General features: G+C 40.0%; 19 protein-coding genes. All 19 read left to right on the top strand.

The genetic code is table 11. The annotated features are described in order from the left end of the window. The first annotated feature begins 40 nt into the window (after window positions 1-40). The 19 genes from ACFPZG_RS09675 (at window position 41) to rimP (ending at window position 19,929) form a co-directional block, all read left to right on the top strand. On the top strand, window positions 41-2,023 hold the full coding sequence (locus ACFPZG_RS09675; RefSeq protein ID WP_317940104.1) for a chemotaxis protein CheA: 1,983 nt from the start codon (window positions 41-43) through the stop codon (window positions 2,021-2,023). A 16-nt stretch (window positions 2,024-2,039) separates the two neighbouring features. Next, a complete protein-coding gene (locus ACFPZG_RS09670; protein ID WP_283731734.1) occupies window positions 2,040-2,519 on the top strand; it encodes a chemotaxis protein CheW in 480 nt (159 codons plus the stop codon). After that, entirely contained in the window at window positions 2,509-3,132 is a 624-nt protein-coding gene (locus ACFPZG_RS09665) for a chemotaxis protein CheC (protein WP_283731735.1), read from the top strand. The genes ACFPZG_RS09670 and ACFPZG_RS09665 overlap by 11 nt, the downstream gene beginning before the upstream one ends. Next, on the top strand, window positions 3,133-3,627 hold the full coding sequence (locus ACFPZG_RS09660; protein ID WP_317940103.1) for a chemotaxis protein CheD: 495 nt from the start codon (window positions 3,133-3,135) through the stop codon (window positions 3,625-3,627). 15 nt (window positions 3,628-3,642) lie between these two features. Further along, window positions 3,643-3,798 carry a hypothetical protein gene (locus ACFPZG_RS09655; protein WP_283731736.1) on the top strand — a complete coding sequence of 52 codons (156 nt, stop codon included), beginning with the start codon at window positions 3,643-3,645 and terminating at the stop codon, window positions 3,796-3,798. After that, entirely contained in the window at window positions 3,773-4,552 is a 780-nt protein-coding gene (locus tag ACFPZG_RS09650; protein WP_283731737.1) for a FliA/WhiG family RNA polymerase sigma factor, read from the top strand. The genes ACFPZG_RS09655 and ACFPZG_RS09650 overlap by 26 nt, the downstream gene beginning before the upstream one ends. Further along, window positions 4,549-4,857 carry an RNA polymerase subunit sigma gene (locus tag ACFPZG_RS09645; RefSeq protein WP_283731738.1) on the top strand — a complete coding sequence of 103 codons (309 nt, stop codon included), beginning with the start codon at window positions 4,549-4,551 and terminating at the stop codon, window positions 4,855-4,857. The genes ACFPZG_RS09650 and ACFPZG_RS09645 overlap by 4 nt, the downstream gene beginning before the upstream one ends. A 4-nt stretch (window positions 4,858-4,861) precedes the next feature. Next, the gene (locus ACFPZG_RS09640; protein WP_283731739.1) at window positions 4,862-5,359 is read left to right on the top strand and encodes a hypothetical protein; all 498 of its coding nucleotides are present in this window, start codon (window positions 4,862-4,864) and stop codon (window positions 5,357-5,359) included. Between the two features lie 143 nt (window positions 5,360-5,502). Next, on the top strand, window positions 5,503-6,234 hold the full coding sequence (gene rpsB / locus ACFPZG_RS09635) for a 30S ribosomal protein S2 (RefSeq protein ID WP_317940102.1): 732 nt from the start codon (window positions 5,503-5,505) through the stop codon (window positions 6,232-6,234). A 181-nt stretch (window positions 6,235-6,415) separates the two neighbouring features. Next, the gene (tsf, locus tag ACFPZG_RS09630; RefSeq protein ID WP_317940101.1) at window positions 6,416-7,300 is read left to right on the top strand and encodes a translation elongation factor Ts; all 885 of its coding nucleotides are present in this window, start codon (window positions 6,416-6,418) and stop codon (window positions 7,298-7,300) included. A gap of 85 nt (window positions 7,301-7,385) precedes the next feature. Further along, a complete protein-coding gene (gene pyrH, locus ACFPZG_RS09625; RefSeq protein ID WP_283731740.1) occupies window positions 7,386-8,111 on the top strand; it encodes a UMP kinase in 726 nt (241 codons plus the stop codon). Beyond that, the gene (gene frr, locus ACFPZG_RS09620) at window positions 8,112-8,669 is read left to right on the top strand and encodes a ribosome recycling factor (RefSeq protein ID WP_317940100.1); all 558 of its coding nucleotides are present in this window, start codon (window positions 8,112-8,114) and stop codon (window positions 8,667-8,669) included. Between the two features lie 301 nt (window positions 8,670-8,970). Then, the gene (locus ACFPZG_RS09615) at window positions 8,971-9,765 is read left to right on the top strand and encodes an isoprenyl transferase (RefSeq protein ID WP_283731741.1); all 795 of its coding nucleotides are present in this window, start codon (window positions 8,971-8,973) and stop codon (window positions 9,763-9,765) included. After that, complete coding sequence (locus ACFPZG_RS09610) at window positions 9,762-10,556, top strand: phosphatidate cytidylyltransferase (RefSeq protein WP_283731742.1); 795 nt, start codon at window positions 9,762-9,764, stop codon at window positions 10,554-10,556. Before ACFPZG_RS09615 ends, ACFPZG_RS09610 begins: the two co-directional genes overlap by 4 nt. Window positions 10,557-10,579: 23 nt before the next feature. Then, on the top strand, window positions 10,580-11,725 hold the full coding sequence (locus ACFPZG_RS09605) for a 1-deoxy-D-xylulose-5-phosphate reductoisomerase (RefSeq protein WP_317940242.1): 1,146 nt from the start codon (window positions 10,580-10,582) through the stop codon (window positions 11,723-11,725). A gap of 40 nt (window positions 11,726-11,765) precedes the next feature. After that, window positions 11,766-13,028: an RIP metalloprotease RseP gene (gene rseP / locus ACFPZG_RS09600; protein ID WP_317940099.1), complete on the top strand. Its 1,263-nt coding sequence runs from the start codon at window positions 11,766-11,768 to the stop codon at window positions 13,026-13,028. Window positions 13,029-13,191: 163 nt separating this feature from the next. Continuing rightward, window positions 13,192-14,892, top strand: coding sequence for a proline--tRNA ligase (locus tag ACFPZG_RS09595; RefSeq protein ID WP_317940098.1), 1,701 nt, complete (start codon window positions 13,192-13,194; stop codon window positions 14,890-14,892). A gap of 69 nt (window positions 14,893-14,961) precedes the next feature. Beyond that, window positions 14,962-19,275, top strand: a complete 4,314-nt coding sequence (locus ACFPZG_RS09590; RefSeq protein ID WP_317940097.1) for a PolC-type DNA polymerase III — start codon at window positions 14,962-14,964, stop codon at window positions 19,273-19,275. Window positions 19,276-19,452: 177 nt separating this feature from the next. After that, window positions 19,453-19,929 carry a ribosome maturation factor RimP gene (gene rimP, locus ACFPZG_RS09585; RefSeq protein WP_317940096.1) on the top strand — a complete coding sequence of 159 codons (477 nt, stop codon included), beginning with the start codon at window positions 19,453-19,455 and terminating at the stop codon, window positions 19,927-19,929. Window positions 19,930-19,942 lie beyond the last annotated feature (13 nt).

Genomic DNA, 19,942 nt, shown 5'->3' with positions numbered 1-19,942 from the left:
ATTATATGGGTCAAATATCGTGAAGGGGGGGACATTAAGAATGGAAATAGCGCAATACTTGGATATGTTCTTGGATGAAAGTAAAGAACATTTACAGGCATGTAATGAACTCTTACTTGCACTTGAAAAAAATCCGGAAGACTTAGCCATTGTTAATGAAATCTTTCGCTCTGCGCATACATTAAAAGGAATGTCAGCAACAATGGGCTATGGAAATATTGTCGAAGTGACACATAAAATGGAGAATATTCTTGATGCTATACGTAATTCCAAAATCAATGTAACGACGGAAATTCTTGATATAGTCTTCAAAGCTGTCGATTTGTTGGAAGAAATGGTGTTGGAGATAGAAGCAGGAGGAACTGGAGAAAAAGATGTAAGTGAAATCGTTCACGTTTTAAACAGGATTGAATCCGAACATTCAATCCTATCATCATCTTCAAGAAAAGAGACTCCGACACAGGCAATCATATATGATGAATTTGAGATGGCTGTTATTAGTCAATCACAGGAAGAGGGTTTCAATGCCTTCGAGGTACGCGTGCTCTTAGGTGAAGATTGCATACTAAAAGCTGCCCGTGTATTCATGGTGTTTGAGTTAGTCGAGAAGTTTGGGGAAATCATTAAATCGACTCCATCTATTGAACAATTGGAAAATGAAGACTTCGATTTACTGTTCACTGTCGTTCTATTAACTAAAATAGACGCCAATACACTAAAAAATCAGGTAATGAATATATCGGAAGTGGAGAATGTTCTCGTACATCCGGTAACAGTAGGTTCAGTTCTAATATCCGAGAATGAAGAAATAATCGAATATGCAAAGTCTGAGTTAAACCCCAAAATAGAAAGTAGAGCAGTAACTGTTCAAAATACAAGTAAGACAATTCGCGTCAATACAGACAGGCTCGATACTCTTATGAATCTTTTTGAGGAACTAATAATTGATCGGGGGCGCCTACAATCTATTGCCGATGAATTACATAATGAGGATTTGGATGAAACTGTGGAACGTATGACACGGATTACAGGCGACCTTCAAAGTATCATTCTTAAAATGAGAATGGTTCCAGTGGAAACAGTATTTAACCGCTTTCCAAAAATGGTACGTCAATTGGCACGTGATTTAGAGAAGACTATTAATCTCAAAATTACAGGTGCTAAAACCGAATTAGATCGCACAGTTATGGATAAAATTGGAGACCCGCTTGTTCATTTACTCCGTAATGCAATTGACCACGGAATAGAAAGTCCTGCAGTACGACTTGAAAAAGGAAAACCTGCGGAGGGGTCTATCTCGCTTAGGGCATATCACTCGGGGAACCATGTCTTTATCGAAATGGAAGATGACGGGGCAGGTATAAACAAGGAACTTGTTATGAAGAAAGCCATTAAAAGCGGAATTGTCACTGCAGAGTTTGCTTCGTCATTGACGGACGAGCAAATTTTAGAATTGATCATGTCGCCGGGATTTTCAACAGCTGAAAAAGTTACCGATTTGTCTGGACGGGGAGTCGGTATGGATGTTGTGAAAAGTAAAATAGAATCACTTGGTGGCTATATCGCAATTCAATCTGAAAAGGATCGAGGGACCCTATTTCGGATACAATTGCCACTCACGCTGTCAATCATATCTGTAATGCTTGTGAATTTAGATGAAGATGTATATGCCATCCCGCTTTCATCGATTCACGAAGTAGCAATTATACGAACTTCGGACATTATGAGTGGCCATAACCAAAAGTTAATTGACGTACGGGGAAGCATTGTCCCTCTTGTGAATTTAAAAGAAATCTTTGAAATGGATAACGGAGTCGAAACCAAAGAATTCCAATCAATCGTTATTGTCCAAAAGGGCGAAAAGATGGCTGGTCTAATCGTGGATTCATTCATTGGACAACAAGAAATTGTACTGAAATCACTTGGGAATTACTTGCAAAGCGTTTTTGCGATTTCAGGCGCTACAATTCTTGGTACTGGCAGAGTCGCATTAATCGTTGATTGCAATGCATTAATCAAATAGATGGGAGGGAGATTGTATGGCTGCAACGGACAATTGGGACCAAAATAAAGAAGTTATAAAAGTGGTTGTTTTCCAGTTGGCAGAGAAAGAGTATATGCTAAAAGTGGATGTAGTTGAATCGATTGAAAGGACTCTTTCAATCACGAATGTCCCACTAACACCCTCCTATGTAAAAGGTGTCGTTAATCTAAGGGGAGTAATTACACCGATTATTGATTTGCGAGCACGGTTTGAACTTGAAATGAAACCTATTGATGAAGACACTCGGAACATAATCGTTTCATGTGACGAGTTTAAGGTTGGATTGATCGTCGATGCGGCGACTGATGTTATTGATATTCCGAAGGATTCAATAGAGCCGCAACCGAAAGTAGTTGGTTCGGTTGAATCTGAATTCATTTATGGAGTAGCAAGGATCGATAAACGGATTTTGGTTATGTTAAATCTTAATAAAGTACTGATCCCTGTGAAACGAGTGACAACCGATGAATATTGACTATAAAATTACAGATATGCATCTCGATGTCTTAAAGGAAATTGGAAGTATCGGTGCTGCACATGCAGCCACTTCATTATCACAGTTATTAGATAAGAAAATTGAAATGCTTGTACCAAACGTAAGTTTTGTATCATTTGATGAAATGTTCGATTTAGCAGGAGGGTCTGAAAGAATAGTCGTCGGAATACTACAAAAGATCGAAGGTGATCTTTCTGGCAATATGTTCTACTTGTTGCCGTTAGATTCTGCAAATCAACTGACTAAAAGATTAGTCGGTGAAACCTCAATCGATTTCCATAATTCAACAATATCGGAATTGGCGATATCAGCAATGCAGGAGGTTGGAAATATCTTAGCTGGGTCGTATCTTTCTGCTTTATCGGATTTCACACAGTTGAAGATACAACCGACTGTTCCATCGCTTAGTGTAGATATGGTGGGCGCTATAATTAGTTTCGGACTTATAGAACTATCACATTATTACGACGAGGCTATCGTCATAGACACTCAAATTATTGTTGAGGGAAGTTCCAGTGTGGATGGACATTTTTTTCTACTTCCAAACCCAGAGGCCTATATTTCCTTATTTCGATCGTTAGGTGTTCTATAAATGGATACAGTTAAAAATGTTGTTAGAGTTGGTATCGCGGATATGAAGATTGTTAAAGCGCCCCAAAAAATTCGGACATCAAGTTTAGGTTCTTGTGTCGGTGTCGTCCTATACGATGAAACAACTAAGATTGCGGGATTAGTCCACGTTATGTTGCCTGATTCAAGTCTTGGAAGATTAGAAAGTTTTAATAGGGCTAAATTTGCAGACACAGGTATCTATTCATTGGTGGAACTATTAAAGAAGGAAGGAGTAAATCCTAATTCTTTAAAGGCTAAAATTGCTGGTGGAGCTCAAATGTTCCAGTTCGGATCAAAAGATACAATCCGCATCGGCCCCCGAAATATTGAAGCGGTCAAGCTGGTCCTTGGCAGACTATCAATCCCTATCATTGCAGAAGATACAGGTGGATCAAGAGGGCGTACAATTGAGTTTGACCCGATATCGATTAAATTAAGCATTCGAACGGTTAATGAAGGAACGAATGAAATTTGATGGCGTTCTAGTGGATTGGCGAAAGTTATATGGATAGGTATCAAGGGGGCTGAACGATTCAGTCGCTTTTTTTTAGCTGCGTTTGCTATAATTGTAGTCAAACTATTGCTGAAGAATGTCGTAACATGGAAAGTGGGTGGAGTTCATGTCCAAACAGAATTTGACGGATGAAGATATAATTTGGATACAATGGTTGAAAAAAAGGGATTCAGATGCGGGTGATGTCCTTGTCCGAAAATATACTCCTCTAGTCAATTATCATGTGCAACGAATCAGCTCAGGCCTGCCCCGAAATGTATCAAGGGACGATATTGTAAGTCTTGGTCTCCAGGGACTATTCGATGCTTTGACAAAATTCGACCCGAATCGAGATTTAAAATTTGATACATACGCCTCATTCAGGATACGCGGATCGATAATAGACGGACTTCGTAAAGAGGATTGGATGCCAAGGTTAGCCCGTGAAAAGTCAAAAAAACTGGAGAATGAGATTAGTAAGTTGGAACAAAAATTATTGCGACATGCCACTCCTGAAGAAATTGCCGATCATCTTGGTATTGAAGTGGACGATGTCTATCAGACATTGCACGAACATTACTTTTCAAACGTACTTTCCATGGAGGAACGTGTGGGTTCTGATGACGAGGAAGGCAATTCGTATACTTTACAAGATCATCATGAACCAACACCGGAGCATCATGTCATGATGGGCGAACTTGTTCAGGATTTAACAATGAAAATCAAAGAATTAAATGCGAATGAGCAAATGGTGTTAGATCTATTTTATACGAATGAAATGACCTTGACTGAAATTGGTGAAATCTTAGGTTTATCAACTTCCCGAATTTCTCAAATTCATTCAAAAGCGCTCTTCAAATTAAGAAAGTCACTATTACCGGAAATAGTTGATGGAGGGATTTTATGAGCTTAAAAGGAATCGAACTCCAAATTGCAATTCCCAGAACTTTCGATGCTGGTAAACTAACAGAGCAAAAGCAACAACAACCCCAAATTGACCAGGGACATGCCCAATCGTTAAATGAAAAAGAAGTTTTGAAAAACCGTGAGACTGTCTTGCATACTGACAAATATGCGAAAACAAATTCCGACGCAAATAGTAGTCAGCAGGAAAGGGAAAGGGAACCTTCAGCAAGAAATCGTCAACAAAGAGAAGAGGAAAAGAAAGCGATGCATCCGTATAAAGGGTCATTCGTAGACTTTACAGGTTAAGCAAATGAGTTCATTATTTTTATTATTGTTATTCGTTTTACAAATGGTTAGTTTTTATGTCATTGCACTTCTGTATATGAAGATATCCAAATTCAACAACCTTGAAAAAAAGCAAGAGCGGCTTATGGCTGAAATGGATGATGCCATCGCCGCTTATCTTTCCGAATTGAAAGAAGAAAATGAACGACTAATTAATATCATTGAAAATCGTGAAGAAAAAGTCCTTATAAAAGTACAAGAAGAAGTAAAACCTACCCGTAAGACTAAGATTGTGGAAAATGAAAATGAATTTACGATCGTTCAACCAAATATTCCTGTAAATGTTGCATTGAAGTCATATCAGAATGCACCTACAACCCCAAAAACGTTAAATTTAACTCCCGAAAAGAACGACCACCATCGTGCTTTATCAATGTTTGATGAAGGCAAAACAGTAGAAGAAATCGCCAAAACCCTCGGCAAAGGGACAACCGAAGTAGAATTACTACTCAAATTCCGATGAACAGAGTTGCAAAATTAAAATCACTATGGTATATTATCAAATGGTGTTACTACACACGTACGTGGACGATGGAAACGGTGCCGAAAGGTCGCTTCATCGGATGAAACATACGGAGGAAACAAACCAAATAGGAGGAATATCAAATGTCAGTAATCTCAATGAAACAACTGCTTGAAGCAGGTGTACACTTCGGACACCAAACTCGTCGTTGGAACCCGAAAATGAAGAAATTTATCTTCCAAGAACGTAACGGAATCTACATCATCGATCTTCAAAAGACGGTGAAAAAACTTGAAGAAGCATATGACTTCATGCGTCAAGTTGGTGCAGATGGCGGAAAAGTACTTTTCGTCGGCACGAAAAAACAAGCACAAGATGCTATTAAAGAAGAAGCAGAACGTGCTGGTATGTACTACATCAACCAACGTTGGCTTGGTGGTACACTTACAAACTTCGGAACGATCCAAAAACGTGTTGCACGTATGAAAAAGATCGAAACGATGGAAGAGGACGGTACATTTGCTGTACTTCCTAAGAAAGAAGTTTCTGAACTAAGAAAAGAACACGAACGTCTTGTGAAATTCCTTGGCGGTATCCGTGATATGAAATCATTGCCGGATGTTATCTTTGTTGTTGACCCACGCAAAGAGCGCATCGCTGTAGCTGAAGCTATCAAATTGAACATTCCACTCGTCGGTATTGTTGATACGAACTGTGATCCGGACGAAATCGACTACGTCATTCCTGCGAATGATGACGCAATCCGTGCCGTTCGTTTACTTACAAGCAAAATGGCAGATGCGTTGATCGAATCAAGACAAGGCGCAGATGAAGAAGTATCTGAAGAAGCGTCTGAAACGGTAGCTGCAGAGTAAAATTAGGAAATGAACAGACGATAAGCGGCCAACCCCCTTATCGTCTTTTTTAAAGATTAGGCTTGTTCAACTCACTTGTTGATGTTCAAGTTTTGGTGTGAAACGCGTCAAATGGTCAACAATATTTTTGAACAAGACAAAGTATTGTCGTCACAAATCACTCATACAGGAGGAAATTATAATGGCAATTACAGCACAAATGGTAAAAGAACTTCGTGAAAAAACTGGCGCAGGCATGATGGACTGCAAAAAAGCACTTACAGAAGTAAACGGTGATATGGAAGCAGCAGTTGACTTCCTCCGTGAAAAAGGATTATCTAGTGCAGCTAAAAAAGCTGACCGCATCGCAGCTGAAGGTACAACTGAAATCGTCGTTAACGGTAACGAAGCAGTTATCTTCGAAGTAAACGCTGAAACAGACTTTGTTGCGAAAAACGAAGGATTCCAAACACTTGTAAAAGAACTTGGAGAACATCTTCTTGCAGCTAAACCAGCTACAATCGAGGAAGCTAACGAATCTAAATTGGAAAACGGCCTTACAGTCGCTGAACATATTTCTAACGCTGTTTCAAAAATCGGAGAGAAAATCACTCTTCGCCGCTTTGAAGTGAAAACAAAAACAGATAACGATGCATTCGGTCCATATCTTCATATGGGCGGTCGTATTGCTGTGTTGACAATCCTTGAAGGCACAACAGACGCTGATGCTGCAAAAGACGTTGCAATGCATATTGCTGCATTGAACCCTAAATACATTTCACGTGACGAAGTGTCCGCAGAAGAAGTGGAGCGCGAGCGTAAAGTTCTTACAGAACAAGCGTTGAACGAAGGCAAGCCTGAAAATATTGTTGCGAAAATGGTTGAAGGCCGTCTTGGTAAATACTTCGAAGAAATCTGTGTTCTTGACCAAGCATTCGTTAAAAATTCTGATCAAAAAGTTCGTGACTTTGTTAAGTCCACTGGCGGCTCTTTGAAAGAATTCGTTCGCTATGCTGTAGGTGAAGGCATTGAAAAACGTGAAGATAACTTTGCTGAAGAAGTTATGAGCCAAGTTAAAGGTAACTAATTCACATTTAATGAATACAAAATAATTTAGGGGACACAACTTTGTGTTCCCTATTTTTCAAGAAAATTAAAGACGGAGGGTACATATGAGCGTCCCAAAATACAAAAGAATTGTCTTAAAGCTTAGCGGTGAAGCACTCGCAGGTGAAAAGGGATTCGGATTATCTCCTGAAATCATTAAAACAGTTGCGGCACAGGTGAAAGATGTAACGGAACTTGGTGTGGAAGTTGCAGTGGTAGTTGGTGGAGGAAATATTTGGCGTGGAAAGATCGGCAGTGAGATGGGAATGGACCGCACGACTGCTGATTATATGGGTATGCTTGCCACGGTCATGAATTCATTAGCACTACAAGATGCACTTGAAAAATTAGGAGTTGAAACACGAGTATCATCTTCTATCGAAATGCGTCAAGTGGCTGAACCGTACATTCGGAGAAAAGCGATTAGACATCTTGAAAAGAAACGTGTCGTCATCTTTGCTGCTGGAACAGGGAACCCTTACTTCTCAACCGATACGACTGCGGCTCTAAGAGCGGCTGAAATCGAAGCTGATGTCATTCTGATGGCGAAAAACAATGTTGATGGTGTCTATTCTGCCGATCCACTGAAAGATAAGGACGCAGTGAAATACACCGATTTGACGTATTTGGAAGTAATTAGCCAAGGTCTTGCGGTTATGGATTCAACAGCTTCAACCCTATGTATGGACAATGATATCCCTCTCGTAGTATTCTCAATAATGGATAATGGAAATATTAAAAAGGCCGTATTAGGGGAACCGATTGGTACGGTTGTGAGGAGGAATGGGTAAATGCCAAAAGAATTAATGGACCAAACGATTGAAAGAATGGAGAAAGCAATTGGAGCATTTTCACGACAATTAGCTTCAATCCGTGCGGGACGTGCAAGTGCATCATTGCTTGATCGAATCAATGTTCTTTACTACGGAGCACCAACGCCGTTAAACCAAATGGCTGGTATTTCCGTGCCTGAGGCAAGACTAATGGTAATACAACCTTATGACAAAACGACAATTGGGGATATTGAAAAGGCGATATTGAAATCTGATATCGGGATCACTCCTTCCAATGATGGTTCTGTAATCCGTTTGGCTGTACCTGCCTTAACGGAAGAGCGTCGTAAGGAACTTGTGAAAGAAGTTAAAAAGGAATCAGAGGATTCCAAAATTGCAATTCGAAATGTTCGAAGAGATGCGAATGACGAGTTGAAGAAGTTGGAAAAAAGTGGCGAAATCACTGAGGATGAATTACGTCGTGAGGGCGATGAGATTCAAAAACTAACTGATTCGTACATTGAAAAGATTGACGGGATCTCCAAAGCGAAAGAAAACGAAATTATGGAAATCTGATCGAAGAACTTTCTATATCTCCGGACGTCCTATCTTCAGGACGTCTTTTTTTTGCCAAATTGTTTAAACCAATGACATACATATGTAAATGGTGATTTCCGTTCCTTAAAGTGGAAAACGTCCGCCGGGAACGGAAGGCAACTATTATATTATTGATTATTATTAGTAGGCACGCATAGTCTTATACAAGGGATCCTTTAAATTTCATCGAAACGTTTGCTTGTTTTAATGAAATTTGCTGGCCGATTTGATACGATAGACTAGGTACTTGCTCAAATAGCAGGCGAGTGGAGGAAACGGAATGTTAGAAAAACTGTTGCGAAAAAAAACTAAAGGGTCCGATTTGTCAATTTCCGACAGGATTAAGAATGTGAAAAGTAGGACAATACCTTCACACGTCGCCATCATTATGGATGGGAACGGCAGATGGGCTAAACAACGCAGCTTGCCAAGAATTGCTGGTCACCATGAGGGAATGAAAACAGTCCGTAAAATTACCCGTATTGCGAATGATATCGGCATTAAAGTCTTAACGCTATACGCTTTTTCAACCGAAAACTGGAAACGTCCGAAAATGGAAATCGATTTTCTTATGAAGCTTCCTGGAGAGTTTTTATCTACATATTTACCGGAATTGATTGAACAGAATGTTAAAGTAGAAACAATCGGTAACTTCGATGCTTTGCCACCCCATACGAAAGAAGCTATTTTGAAGGCGGTAGAAGCTACCTCGATGAATACCGGTCTTGTACTGAACTTCGCAATGAATTACGGAAGCCGTCTCGAAATTGTTGAGACAGTAAAAGAAATTGTCCAATTGACAGCAAACAATCAATTATCGATAGATGATATTAATGAATCTTTGATTGATGCGCATTTAATGACTTCACATTTGCCTGAACCGGATTTACTAATTCGAACAAGTGGGGAAGTAAGATTGTCGAATTTCATGCTGTGGCAACTTGCCTATTCAGAATTCTCATTCACAGATGTTCTTTGGCCTGATTTCGACGAATCATGTATGCTTAATGCTATAGAAGAATTCCAAAAGCGCAACAGGCGTTTTGGGAGTGTGGAAGGAGATAACGAACTTTGAAACAGAGAATCATTACAGCAATTGTAGCATTAGCAGTTTTTTTCCCACTCGTCATCATAGGTGGTTTTCCGTTTACACTAGCGATTTATGCCATCGCTTCAATAGGCTTATTCGAATTGCTACGCATGAAAAACATTCGCATATTCTCAGTGGAGGGAATCCTTACATGGTTTATGCTTGCTATCCTTTTAATGCCTTCGACATGGACGAATGAAGTGCTGCAATTTACCGGTTACACAAAAACAGAATTGATATTCGCATTCATACTTATCTTACTTATTTTCACAGTAATCTCAAAAAATCGTTTTACATTCGATCATGCGGCATTTACTGCGTTTAGCGCATTATACCTTGGCATAGGTTTTTATTTCTTGATTGAAACACGATTTTACGGATTTGAATATGTTTTCTATGCCTTATTGGTTATTTGGACGACTGATTCCGGAGCTTATTTTACAGGAAGAAGAATAGGGAAACGTAAACTTTGGCCGGAAATTTCCCCTAATAAGACGGTAGAAGGGTTTCTTGGTGGAATTCTTTTTGCTGTTCTATTCGCGTTAGTTTTCCAACTATTTTATCCAATAGCATCTTCTTATTTCGTGTTGGCTATTATTACGATAATTGCCTCCATCGTTGGTCAGTTGGGGGATTTGGTTGAATCTGCATTGAAGCGGCATTTTAAAGTGAAGGATTCAGGAAATCTTTTACCGGGACATGGTGGAATTCTTGATAGATTTGATAGTCTCCTTTTCGTATTGCCACTTATTCATTTTCTTCATCTTGTTGGTTAAAGGAAAGGATGTAGTTCAGTATGGTGAAAAAAATTAGTCTGCTTGGAGCTACAGGGTCAATCGGTACACAGACCCTGGATATTATTCAATCAAACCGTGAAAAATTTAAGCTCGTATCTTTTTCGGCTGGGATGAATATTACTAAAGTAAGAGAAATCACAACGGAGTTTCAGCCCGAAATCGTATCTGTCATAAACTCGACTGACGCGAGTGTCTTACAAGCTGAATTCCCTAAGACGAAATTCGTTTATGGAAAAGAAGGCCTAATTATTGTTGCTGCTCATTCCAACGCGGACATGCTTGTCAATGCGGTGATTGGCAGTATCGGTTTGGAGCCGACTATAGAAGCCATCAAAGAAGGCATAACGATAGCTATTGCAAATAAAGAAACATTAGTAGCTGCAGGAGATATCGTTATGGCGGAAGCAAAAAAGAATAATGTTGCACTGTTGCCGGTAGATAGTGAGCATTCTGCATTGTTTCAATCCATGAATGGTGAAAATCCCAAACGAGTGTCCCGTTTAATCCTTACCGCTTCTGGAGGGAGTTTCAGGCATTTGTCGAGAAGCGGATTAAAGGACGTTACTGTTCAACAAGCGTTGGCGCATCCCAATTGGTCAATGGGCAATAAATTGACAATTGACTCTGCGACGATGATGAACAAAGGACTTGAGGTGATAGAGGCCCATCATTTATTTAATATGCCTTATGAAAAAATTGATTGTCTTCTTCATAAAGAAAGTATTATCCATTCAATTGTTGAATTTGAAGATACGAGTATGATTGCTCAGTTGGGGTCTCCTGATATGCGTGTTCCGATCCAATACGCAATGACCTATCCTGATCGGATTCAGATGCAAAATGCAAAACCACTCAAACTCGAGGAAATTGGAACTTTGCATTTTGAGAAAATGGATATGGAAAGATATAAAGCACTTGCACTTGCATACGCTGCAGGTAGGGAAGGCGGTACAATGCCAACAGTGATGAATGCAGCAAATGAGGTTGCTGTTGAACTGTTTATGAAAGGTGAAATTCCTTTTTTACAAATCGAGGAAATTGTTGAAAGGATGATGAATCAGCACGAAAAAATTTCATCACCTGACTTGGAAACGATCCTTGAAATTGATTCCCTGACCCGTAAGATGGTGTATGATAAGGTAAAATGATTCATAAATCGGCTAAAGTGGCCAGTTAAGGTGGTTTTTTATGGAAACCGTAATTGCGTTTATAATCATATTTGGTTCTCTCGTCTTTTTTCATGAATTAGGTCATTTCCTGTTTGCGAAAAAGGCTGGAATCATGGTCCGTGAATTTGCAATTGGATTTGGACCAAAAATATTAGCATTGCGAAAGAACGAGACGCTCTACACAATCCGCCTTCTTCCCTTGGGGGGATACGTCAGGATGGCAGGTGATGATTTTGACACTGTAGAATTACAACCCGGTTATCGTGTTGGCGTTATTTTAAATAATGAAGATGTGGTGGAAAAGATTTACTTGAATCGGGAAGTTTCAAATCCGAATGTCCTATTCATAGAAACGGAAAAGGCCGATTTGAGTAAAGCGCTCTTCATCGAGGGATATGATGAAGACGGAAATCTTGTTAAATACAACGTTTCAAGAAATGCTATTGTTTATGAAAAAGGTCAGGAGACAATAATAGCTCCTTATGATCGTCAATTTGATTCAAAGCCTTTAGGCAGTAGGGCAATGGCTATCTTTGCTGGTCCTCTTTTCAACTTCATCCTTGCATTCTTCATCTTCTTGGCAATTGGTCTTCTGCATGGAATCCCTACTAATGAACCAATCATTAGCGAAGTTATCAGCGACAGTCCTGCATATTCTGCGGGAATGGAACCAGGAGATTTCATTAAGGAAGTGGATGGAGTACCTGTTAAGACGTGGACCGAATTTACTGATATAGTGAAAAGCAGTGGCAGCGAAAAAATTCAATTGAAGGTAGAGCGTGGCGGTGATCTCGTTACGTTTGCAGTAACTCCGAATACAGTGGTGAATGAGGCTGGTGAGAAAGTAGGCCAGATCGGAGTTATGTACGATCCGCCTTTAGAAAAGAACCCGATGAAGGCGTTCGCTTTTGGAGCAGAACAAACATATACCTGGACTAAACGAATCTTCGAGCTTTTAGGTATGCTCGTAACAGGTAAATTTACAATTGAAGCATTAAGTGGCCCAGTGGGAATTTATAAGGCAACTGAGGAAGTTGCACAATTTGGCGTTTTCTCCCTTATGAATTGGGCGGCTGTATTAAGCATTAACTTAGGCATCATGAACCTATTACCACTTCCGGCACTTGATGGTGGTAGATTATTGTTCTTCTTATTTGAAGGCTTACGGGGCAAACCTGTCGATAAGCAAAAAGAAGGAATGGTCCATTTTGTAGGGATTATGTTATTAATGGTGCTTATGTTAGTCGTTACATGGAACGATATACAAAGGTTTTTCTTTTAATAGAATTGGACTAATTTATTGTCCAGCTCGAGGCGTTAGATACTCGGGACATAAGTCAAATATGCCGCGTGTCAAAGGACGCCACTACGCATATTTGCCTTATGCCTGTCACATCTGAGCAAGCGCCTTCCGCTTTTCTTTAGAATCCGAGGTGAACTCTTTTATGAAACAATCACGGACATTCATCCCAACTTTACGTGAAATACCAAGCGATGCTGAAATCGTCTCCCATCAATTGTTATTAAGGGCCGGTTTTATTCGTCAACATATGAGCGGGGTCTATTCATATTTGCCATTAGCAAAAAAAGTGTTAAGGAAAATTGAAAACATTATCCGTGAAGAAATGGATGCAATTGAGGCGGTAGAGGTTTTATTGCCTACATTGCAACAAACTGACCTTTGGGAAGAAACGGGAAGATGGCAAACGTATGGTCAAGAATTATTCCGCTTAACTGATAGACATGACAGGGAAATGGCATTAGGACCAACTCACGAAGAAGTGATCACATCACTTGTTCGTGATGATGTGCAATCCTATAAAAAGCTTCCACTAACCATGTATCAAATTCAAACAAAGTTCAGGGATGAGAAAAGGCCAAGATTCGGATTACTGCGTGGCAGGGAATTCATCATGAAGGATGCATATTCCTTTCATTCCACAGAGGAAAGTCTTGATGTGAAGTATAATGAAATGCTTGAAGCTTACTCGAGGATTTTTACAAGGCTTGGTTTGGAATTTCGAACGGTTCTGGCAGATGGCGGATCGATAGGTGGTAAGAGCACACATGAGTTCATGGCCCTATCAGAAACAGGGGAAGATACAATTGCGTTCAGTGAAACTTCACCTTATGCTGCTAATATTGAAATTGCAGAAGTGAACATCGACTATGCCAAATCAAGTGAACCAATGAGGGAATTGGAAAAAGTTGAAACACCTAAAAAAAAGACTATAGTGGATGTTGCAACATTTTTAAATGTTGATCCTTCAAAAATTATCAAAACGATTATCTTCCGTGCTGATGATGAATTGTGCGCAGTTATAGTTCGTGGTGATCATGATATTAATGAGATAAAACTTAGAAAAGCACTTTCTGTTAGTGAGTTAAATCTTGCTTCAGAAAGTGAAATTGAAAAAACTCTTTCCTGCAAAGTTGGTACTATTGGGCCTGTTAAATTACCTCTTGAAATTAAGGTGTATGCCGATAATGCTGTAAAAGAAATCGTTAACGGAATTTGCGGTGCGAATGAGGATGACTTCCATCTGAAAAATGTCAATCCTGAACGCGACTTCGCTGTTGATAAGTATTTAGATTTAAGATTCATAAAGGAGGGGGACCTTTCGCCGGACGGAAACGGAACAATTCGTTTTGCGAAAGGGATTGAACTCGGCCATACATTTAAATTAGGTGTCTCCTATAGTGAAGCGATGAAAGCGACGTATCTTGATGAAAATGGAAATTCCCAGCATTTTGTAATGGGATGTTATGGGATAGGCGTTTCTCGAATTTTAGCGGCAATCGCTGAACAATACAATGATGCAAACGGGTTGAAATGGCCGAAAAAATTGGCACCCTATGACATTCATCTAATAACAATCAATATGAACGATGAAATTCAAACAAAATTATCAAACGAACTTTATCACCTCCTGAAAACGTACCGGTACGATATCCTTCATGATGATCGGGATGAAAGAGCAGGAGTGAAATTCACGGATGCCGATCTTATTGGATTACCAGTCCGTATCACCATCGGTAAAATGGCACAGGACGGAATGGTAGAAGTCAAATTCCGCGAGACAGGTGAAACAGTCGTTTGGCAAAAAGAAGAAATTACAGAAAAACTACAATCGTTTTTTAATTAATAGTATGATGAAAGGGGAGGTCGGGTGTTCCGACGCTTCCCTTTTCACTGTAAAACAGGGGGGTTACATATGGATGCTAAAGTGAAAATGCTAACTCTATTGCAACAAATCGGAATGTCTGATGACCAAACCATCATCCACTTCCAACATGCCACACTTGAACGAGTGGACATCCATCGAAAATCAAGGATCTGGCAATTCAATATTCAACTTGAAAAAACATTGCCTTTGCAAGTTTTTCAGCTATTCCAACATAAATTAAAAGAAGCCTTTAAATCCATTGCCACAATTCGCCTTAAAATAAGTACAAGCTCTCCAGAGTGGAATCCCGATAATGTAGTCGGATACTGGCCGTACGTCATCGAAGAGATGAGAGATATGTCTCCACCAATCCGTGAACGTCTCATTGGACAGCAACCAGTTATGATTGGTGAAAAGATGAGATTGGAGTGCACAAACGACTTCGAACAACAAACGTTGAAAAGTAAATACGGGCCTCTTATCTCGGAAGTTTATGGGTCTTTCGGTTTCCCGACAATGGCTATTGAATTTACGATATCTGAAGGGGCTGAAAATAACGAAGCGGAGCGTTTAGCCTTTATTGCACAGAAGGAAGCGGAGGAAGAAGCATTTGCAAGAAATGCATTAGCAAACCTTCAAAAATTAGAAGCAAGCAAAAAAGAAAATGGCGATGCCGGAAACAGGCCATTCGTGTTAGGTGTGCCTATTAAACCAGATGAGCCTATTATTGGCATCCAGACAATTCAAGATGAAGAAAGACGTGTCACAATCGAAGGATATGTCTTCGATACAGAAGTCAGGGAACTAAGAAGTGGACGCTCATTGATCACCATCAAAGTGACCGATTATACCGACTCAATATTAGTTAAAATGTTTTCGAGAGATAATGAAGATGCGGAGCTTATGAAAACATTGAAAAAGGGTTCTTGGGTTCGTGCTCGAGGAAGCATTCAGAATGATACCTTTGTCAGGGATCTTATTATGATGGCTCAAGACATCATGGAAGTCACTCCAGTTATCCGCAAGGACAATGCACCTGAGAATCGAAAGCGTATTGAATTACACGCCCATACGAATATGAGTCAGATGGATGCCGTAACATCTGCATCGAATTTAGTCGCTCAAGCAGCTAAATGGGGTCATCCTGCAATTGCCATCACGGATCATGCAAATGTCCAATCATTTCCTGAAGCGTATTCCGCGGGTAAGAAACATGGCATAAAAGTACTGTTCGGTTTAGAAGCAAACCTTGTAGATGATGGCGTTCCAATTGTTTACGATGAACAGCATCGTTTACTTGAAGATGATACGTACGTTGTGTTTGACGTAGAGACAACAGGCTTATCTGCTGTGTATGACACAATTATCGAACTTGCAGCAGTGAAAGTAGTAAATGGCGAAATAAAAGATAGATTTGAACGTTTTGCCAATCCGCATCATCCACTATCTTCTACAACCACAGAACTAACTGGCATTACGGATGATATGGTGAAAGATGCACCAGAAGTATCAGAAGTCATCAGGGATTTCAAGGAATTTATCGGTGATTCAATCTTAGTCGCTCATAATGCCTCTTTTGATATGGGCTTCTTTTATGAGGCTAGTAAAAAAGCTGATTTGCATGATAAGAACTATCCAACAATCGATACACTTGAACTATCCCGATTTTTATTTCCTGAATTACGAAATCACAGATTGAATACATTGGCGAAGAAATTCGATATCGAACTGACTCAGCATCACCGTGCGATCTACGATACGGAAGCGACAGCTTATCTATTCATTCGTCTAATGAAAGATGCTTCGGAGAAAGGTATCGTCTACTTAGATGATTTCAATAAGAATATCGGGGAAGGGGATGCGTATAAAAGGTCGAGGCCTTCACATTGTACTTTACTTGCAACCGATGACGAAGGATTGAAGAATTTATTCAAACTTGTCTCGATTTCCCATATGGACTACTTTTATCGGGTGCCAAGGATTCCACGGTCGTTATTAATAAAACACCGACAGGGTTTATTAGTTGGATCAGGATGTGATAAAGGAGAAGTCTTCGAAGGCTTAATGCAAAAATCGATGGAGGAAGTAGAGGAAATTGCTCGTTTTTATGATTACCTTGAATTGCATCCAAAACCGGTTTACTCGCATCTAATTGAGTTAGAACTTATACGAGATGAATGGAATCTCGAAGATATAATGCGTAAAATGATCAAACTTGGAAAAAAGCTCAGTCTCCCGGTTTGTGCTACAGGGAACGTTCACTATATAGATGAAACGGATGCAACGTATCGTCAAGTACTTGTTCGATCACAAGGTGGCGCGAATCCGATGAATCGACATTCATTACCTGAAGTGCATTTTAGGACAACCGATGAAATGCTCGAGCATTTTTCGTTTTTAGGAAATGAAACTGCTGAACAAATTGTCATTGATAACCCGCAATCTATTGCCGACCGAATCGGAGATGTGAAAGTTATCAAAGATGACCTTTATACCCCAGAGATTGAGGGGGCGGATGAAGAGGTACGGGAGCTTACCTATTCGATGGCCCGTCATATTTATGGTGAACAATTACCCGAAATTATTGAAGCGCGTATCGAAAAAGAATTGAAATCGATTATCGATAACGGCTTCGCTGTTATTTATCTGATTTCACATAAGCTGGTCAAAAGATCATTGGACGACGGGTATCTAGTTGGTTCACGTGGGTCAGTAGGTTCTTCACTCGTTGCAACGATGATGGAAATTACCGAAGTGAACCCGATGCCGCCACATTACGTTTGTCCATCATGTAAAGTATCCGAATTCTTTTCCGATGGTTCTGTCGGTTCTGGTTTTGACTTGCCGGACAAAGCGTGTCCATCCTGCGGAACAATGTTTAAAAAAGATGGACAAGATATCCCGTTTGAAACGTTTCTTGGGTTTAACGGAGATAAAGTCCCTGATATCGATTTGAACTTTAGTGGAGAGTACCAGGCGCATGCGCATAACTATACGAAGGAGCTCTTTGGAGAGGATTATGTCTATCGTGCCGGAACAATCGGTACAGTTGCTGAAAAAACAGCATATGGGTATGTCCGGGGATATATGAATGATAATAATCTCCATTTAAGAGGGGCGGAAATTGACAGGTTGGTTCAAGGATGTACTGGCGTTAAACGAAATACAGGGCAACATCCAGGTGGAATCATCGTTGTACCTGATAATATGGAGATTTTCGACTTTTCACCAATTCAATTCCCGGCTGACGATACTTCATCAAGCTGGCGAACAACACATTTTGACTTCCATTCAATCGATAATAACTTATTGAAACTTGATATACTTGGGCATGATGATCCAACGATGATCAAAATGCTGGAAGACCTTTCCGGTATCGACCCGAAAACGATTCCACCAGATGACGAAGGGGTAATGGCACTCTTCAGCGGAACCTCATCTTTAGGCGTTACTGAAGAACAGATTGACTGTAAGACGGGTACATTAGGTGTTCCTGAGTTCGGTACACGATTTGTTAGGCAGATGTTAGAGGAGACAAAACCTTCCACATTTTCGGAACTTATCCAGATTTCGGGACTATCGCATGGAACGGATGTCTGGCTTGGAAATGCACAGGAATTGATCCAAAATAATATTTGTCAATTGTCGGATGTTATCGGATGCCGTGACGATATAATGGTTTACCTTATTTATCAAGGATTGGAACCGTCAATTGCCTTTAAAATTATGGAATCTGTTCGTAAAGGAAAAGGATTGACTCCGGAATTTGAAGCAGAGATGAAGGCGAATAACGTTCCCGGCTGGTATATTGATTCTTGTAAGAAAATAAAATATATGTTTCCTAAGGCCCATGCGGCAGCCTATGTTCTCATGGCGTTAAGGATTGCATATTTTAAAGTGCACCATCCAATTATGTATTACGCAGCCTATTTCACTGTGCGTGCAACAGACTATGATCTTTTAGTAATGACGAAAGGCACAGCTTCAATGCGTGCAAAAATTAAGGAAATCAATGACAAAGGGTTAGAGGCAAGCCCGAAAGAGAAGAACTTATTGACAGTACTTGAAATAGCATTGGAAATGGGAGAACGCGGATTTTCTTTCGCGAAGCCTGATTTATATAAATCTGATGCTTCCGTATTCATTATTGAGGACAATAAACTAATTCCTCCTTTTGACTCCATTCCTTCACTTGGTACAAACGTAGCGAGAACAATTGTTGAGGCACGTAAGGATGGAATCTTCTTGTCGAAAGAAGACCTGCAGCAGCGAGGCAGGGTATCTAAAACCGTCATTGAATATATGGACTCATTAGGTTGCTTGGAAGGCATGCCGGATTCGAATCAATTATCATTATTTTGACCTTAGGCCACGCCGAAATTGGTTAGCACGGCACATTATTTGCAATGATGCCCTATAAATGCTACAATTGTAGCAACTTTTGCTATAAGTCTTGCGCGAAAAAGAGTGGGGTTTCCCGCTCTTTTCTGTTGTTCTGTATGTATTAAACTATTTTAATCAAATTTCGGGAGGGTTTTGATGAGTAAAATTACAGAGGAAGTCCAAAAACTCGTCAGTCCGATTGTGAACGACCTCGAGTTGGAATTGGTAGATATTGAATTTGTAAAAGAAGGTAGAGACTGGTTTTTACGGGTTTATGTTGATACACCTGAAGGGAATATCGATATTGAACAATGTGCACAAGTTAGCGAAAGGCTTAGTGAAGAACTGGACCGTACCGATCCAATCACCCAAAACTATTTCCTCGAAGTATCTTCACCGGGTGCTGAACGACCTTTGAAAAAAGAAGAGGACTTTCATAAGGCGGTCGGTCAGTATGTATTTATAAAGACATATGAACCGATCAATGGCATGAAGGAATTTGAAGGGTACTTGCTTTCCTATGGTTCTGAATTCGCAGAAGTGGAAATTCGGATTAAGACCAGAAAATTGCAAGTGAAGATTGAAAACGAAAAAATTGCCTTCGCAAGATTGGCGATTGACTTTTCCGCATAATTGAATATAGGAG

The organism is Sporosarcina thermotolerans (genome assembly GCF_042658975.1).
GTDB classification, from domain to species: Bacteria; Bacillota; Bacilli; order Bacillales_A; family Planococcaceae; genus Sporosarcina; species Sporosarcina thermotolerans.
The sequence above is the reverse complement of the archived record's forward strand: the minus strand, read 5'-3'. Positions and strand labels throughout refer to the sequence as shown.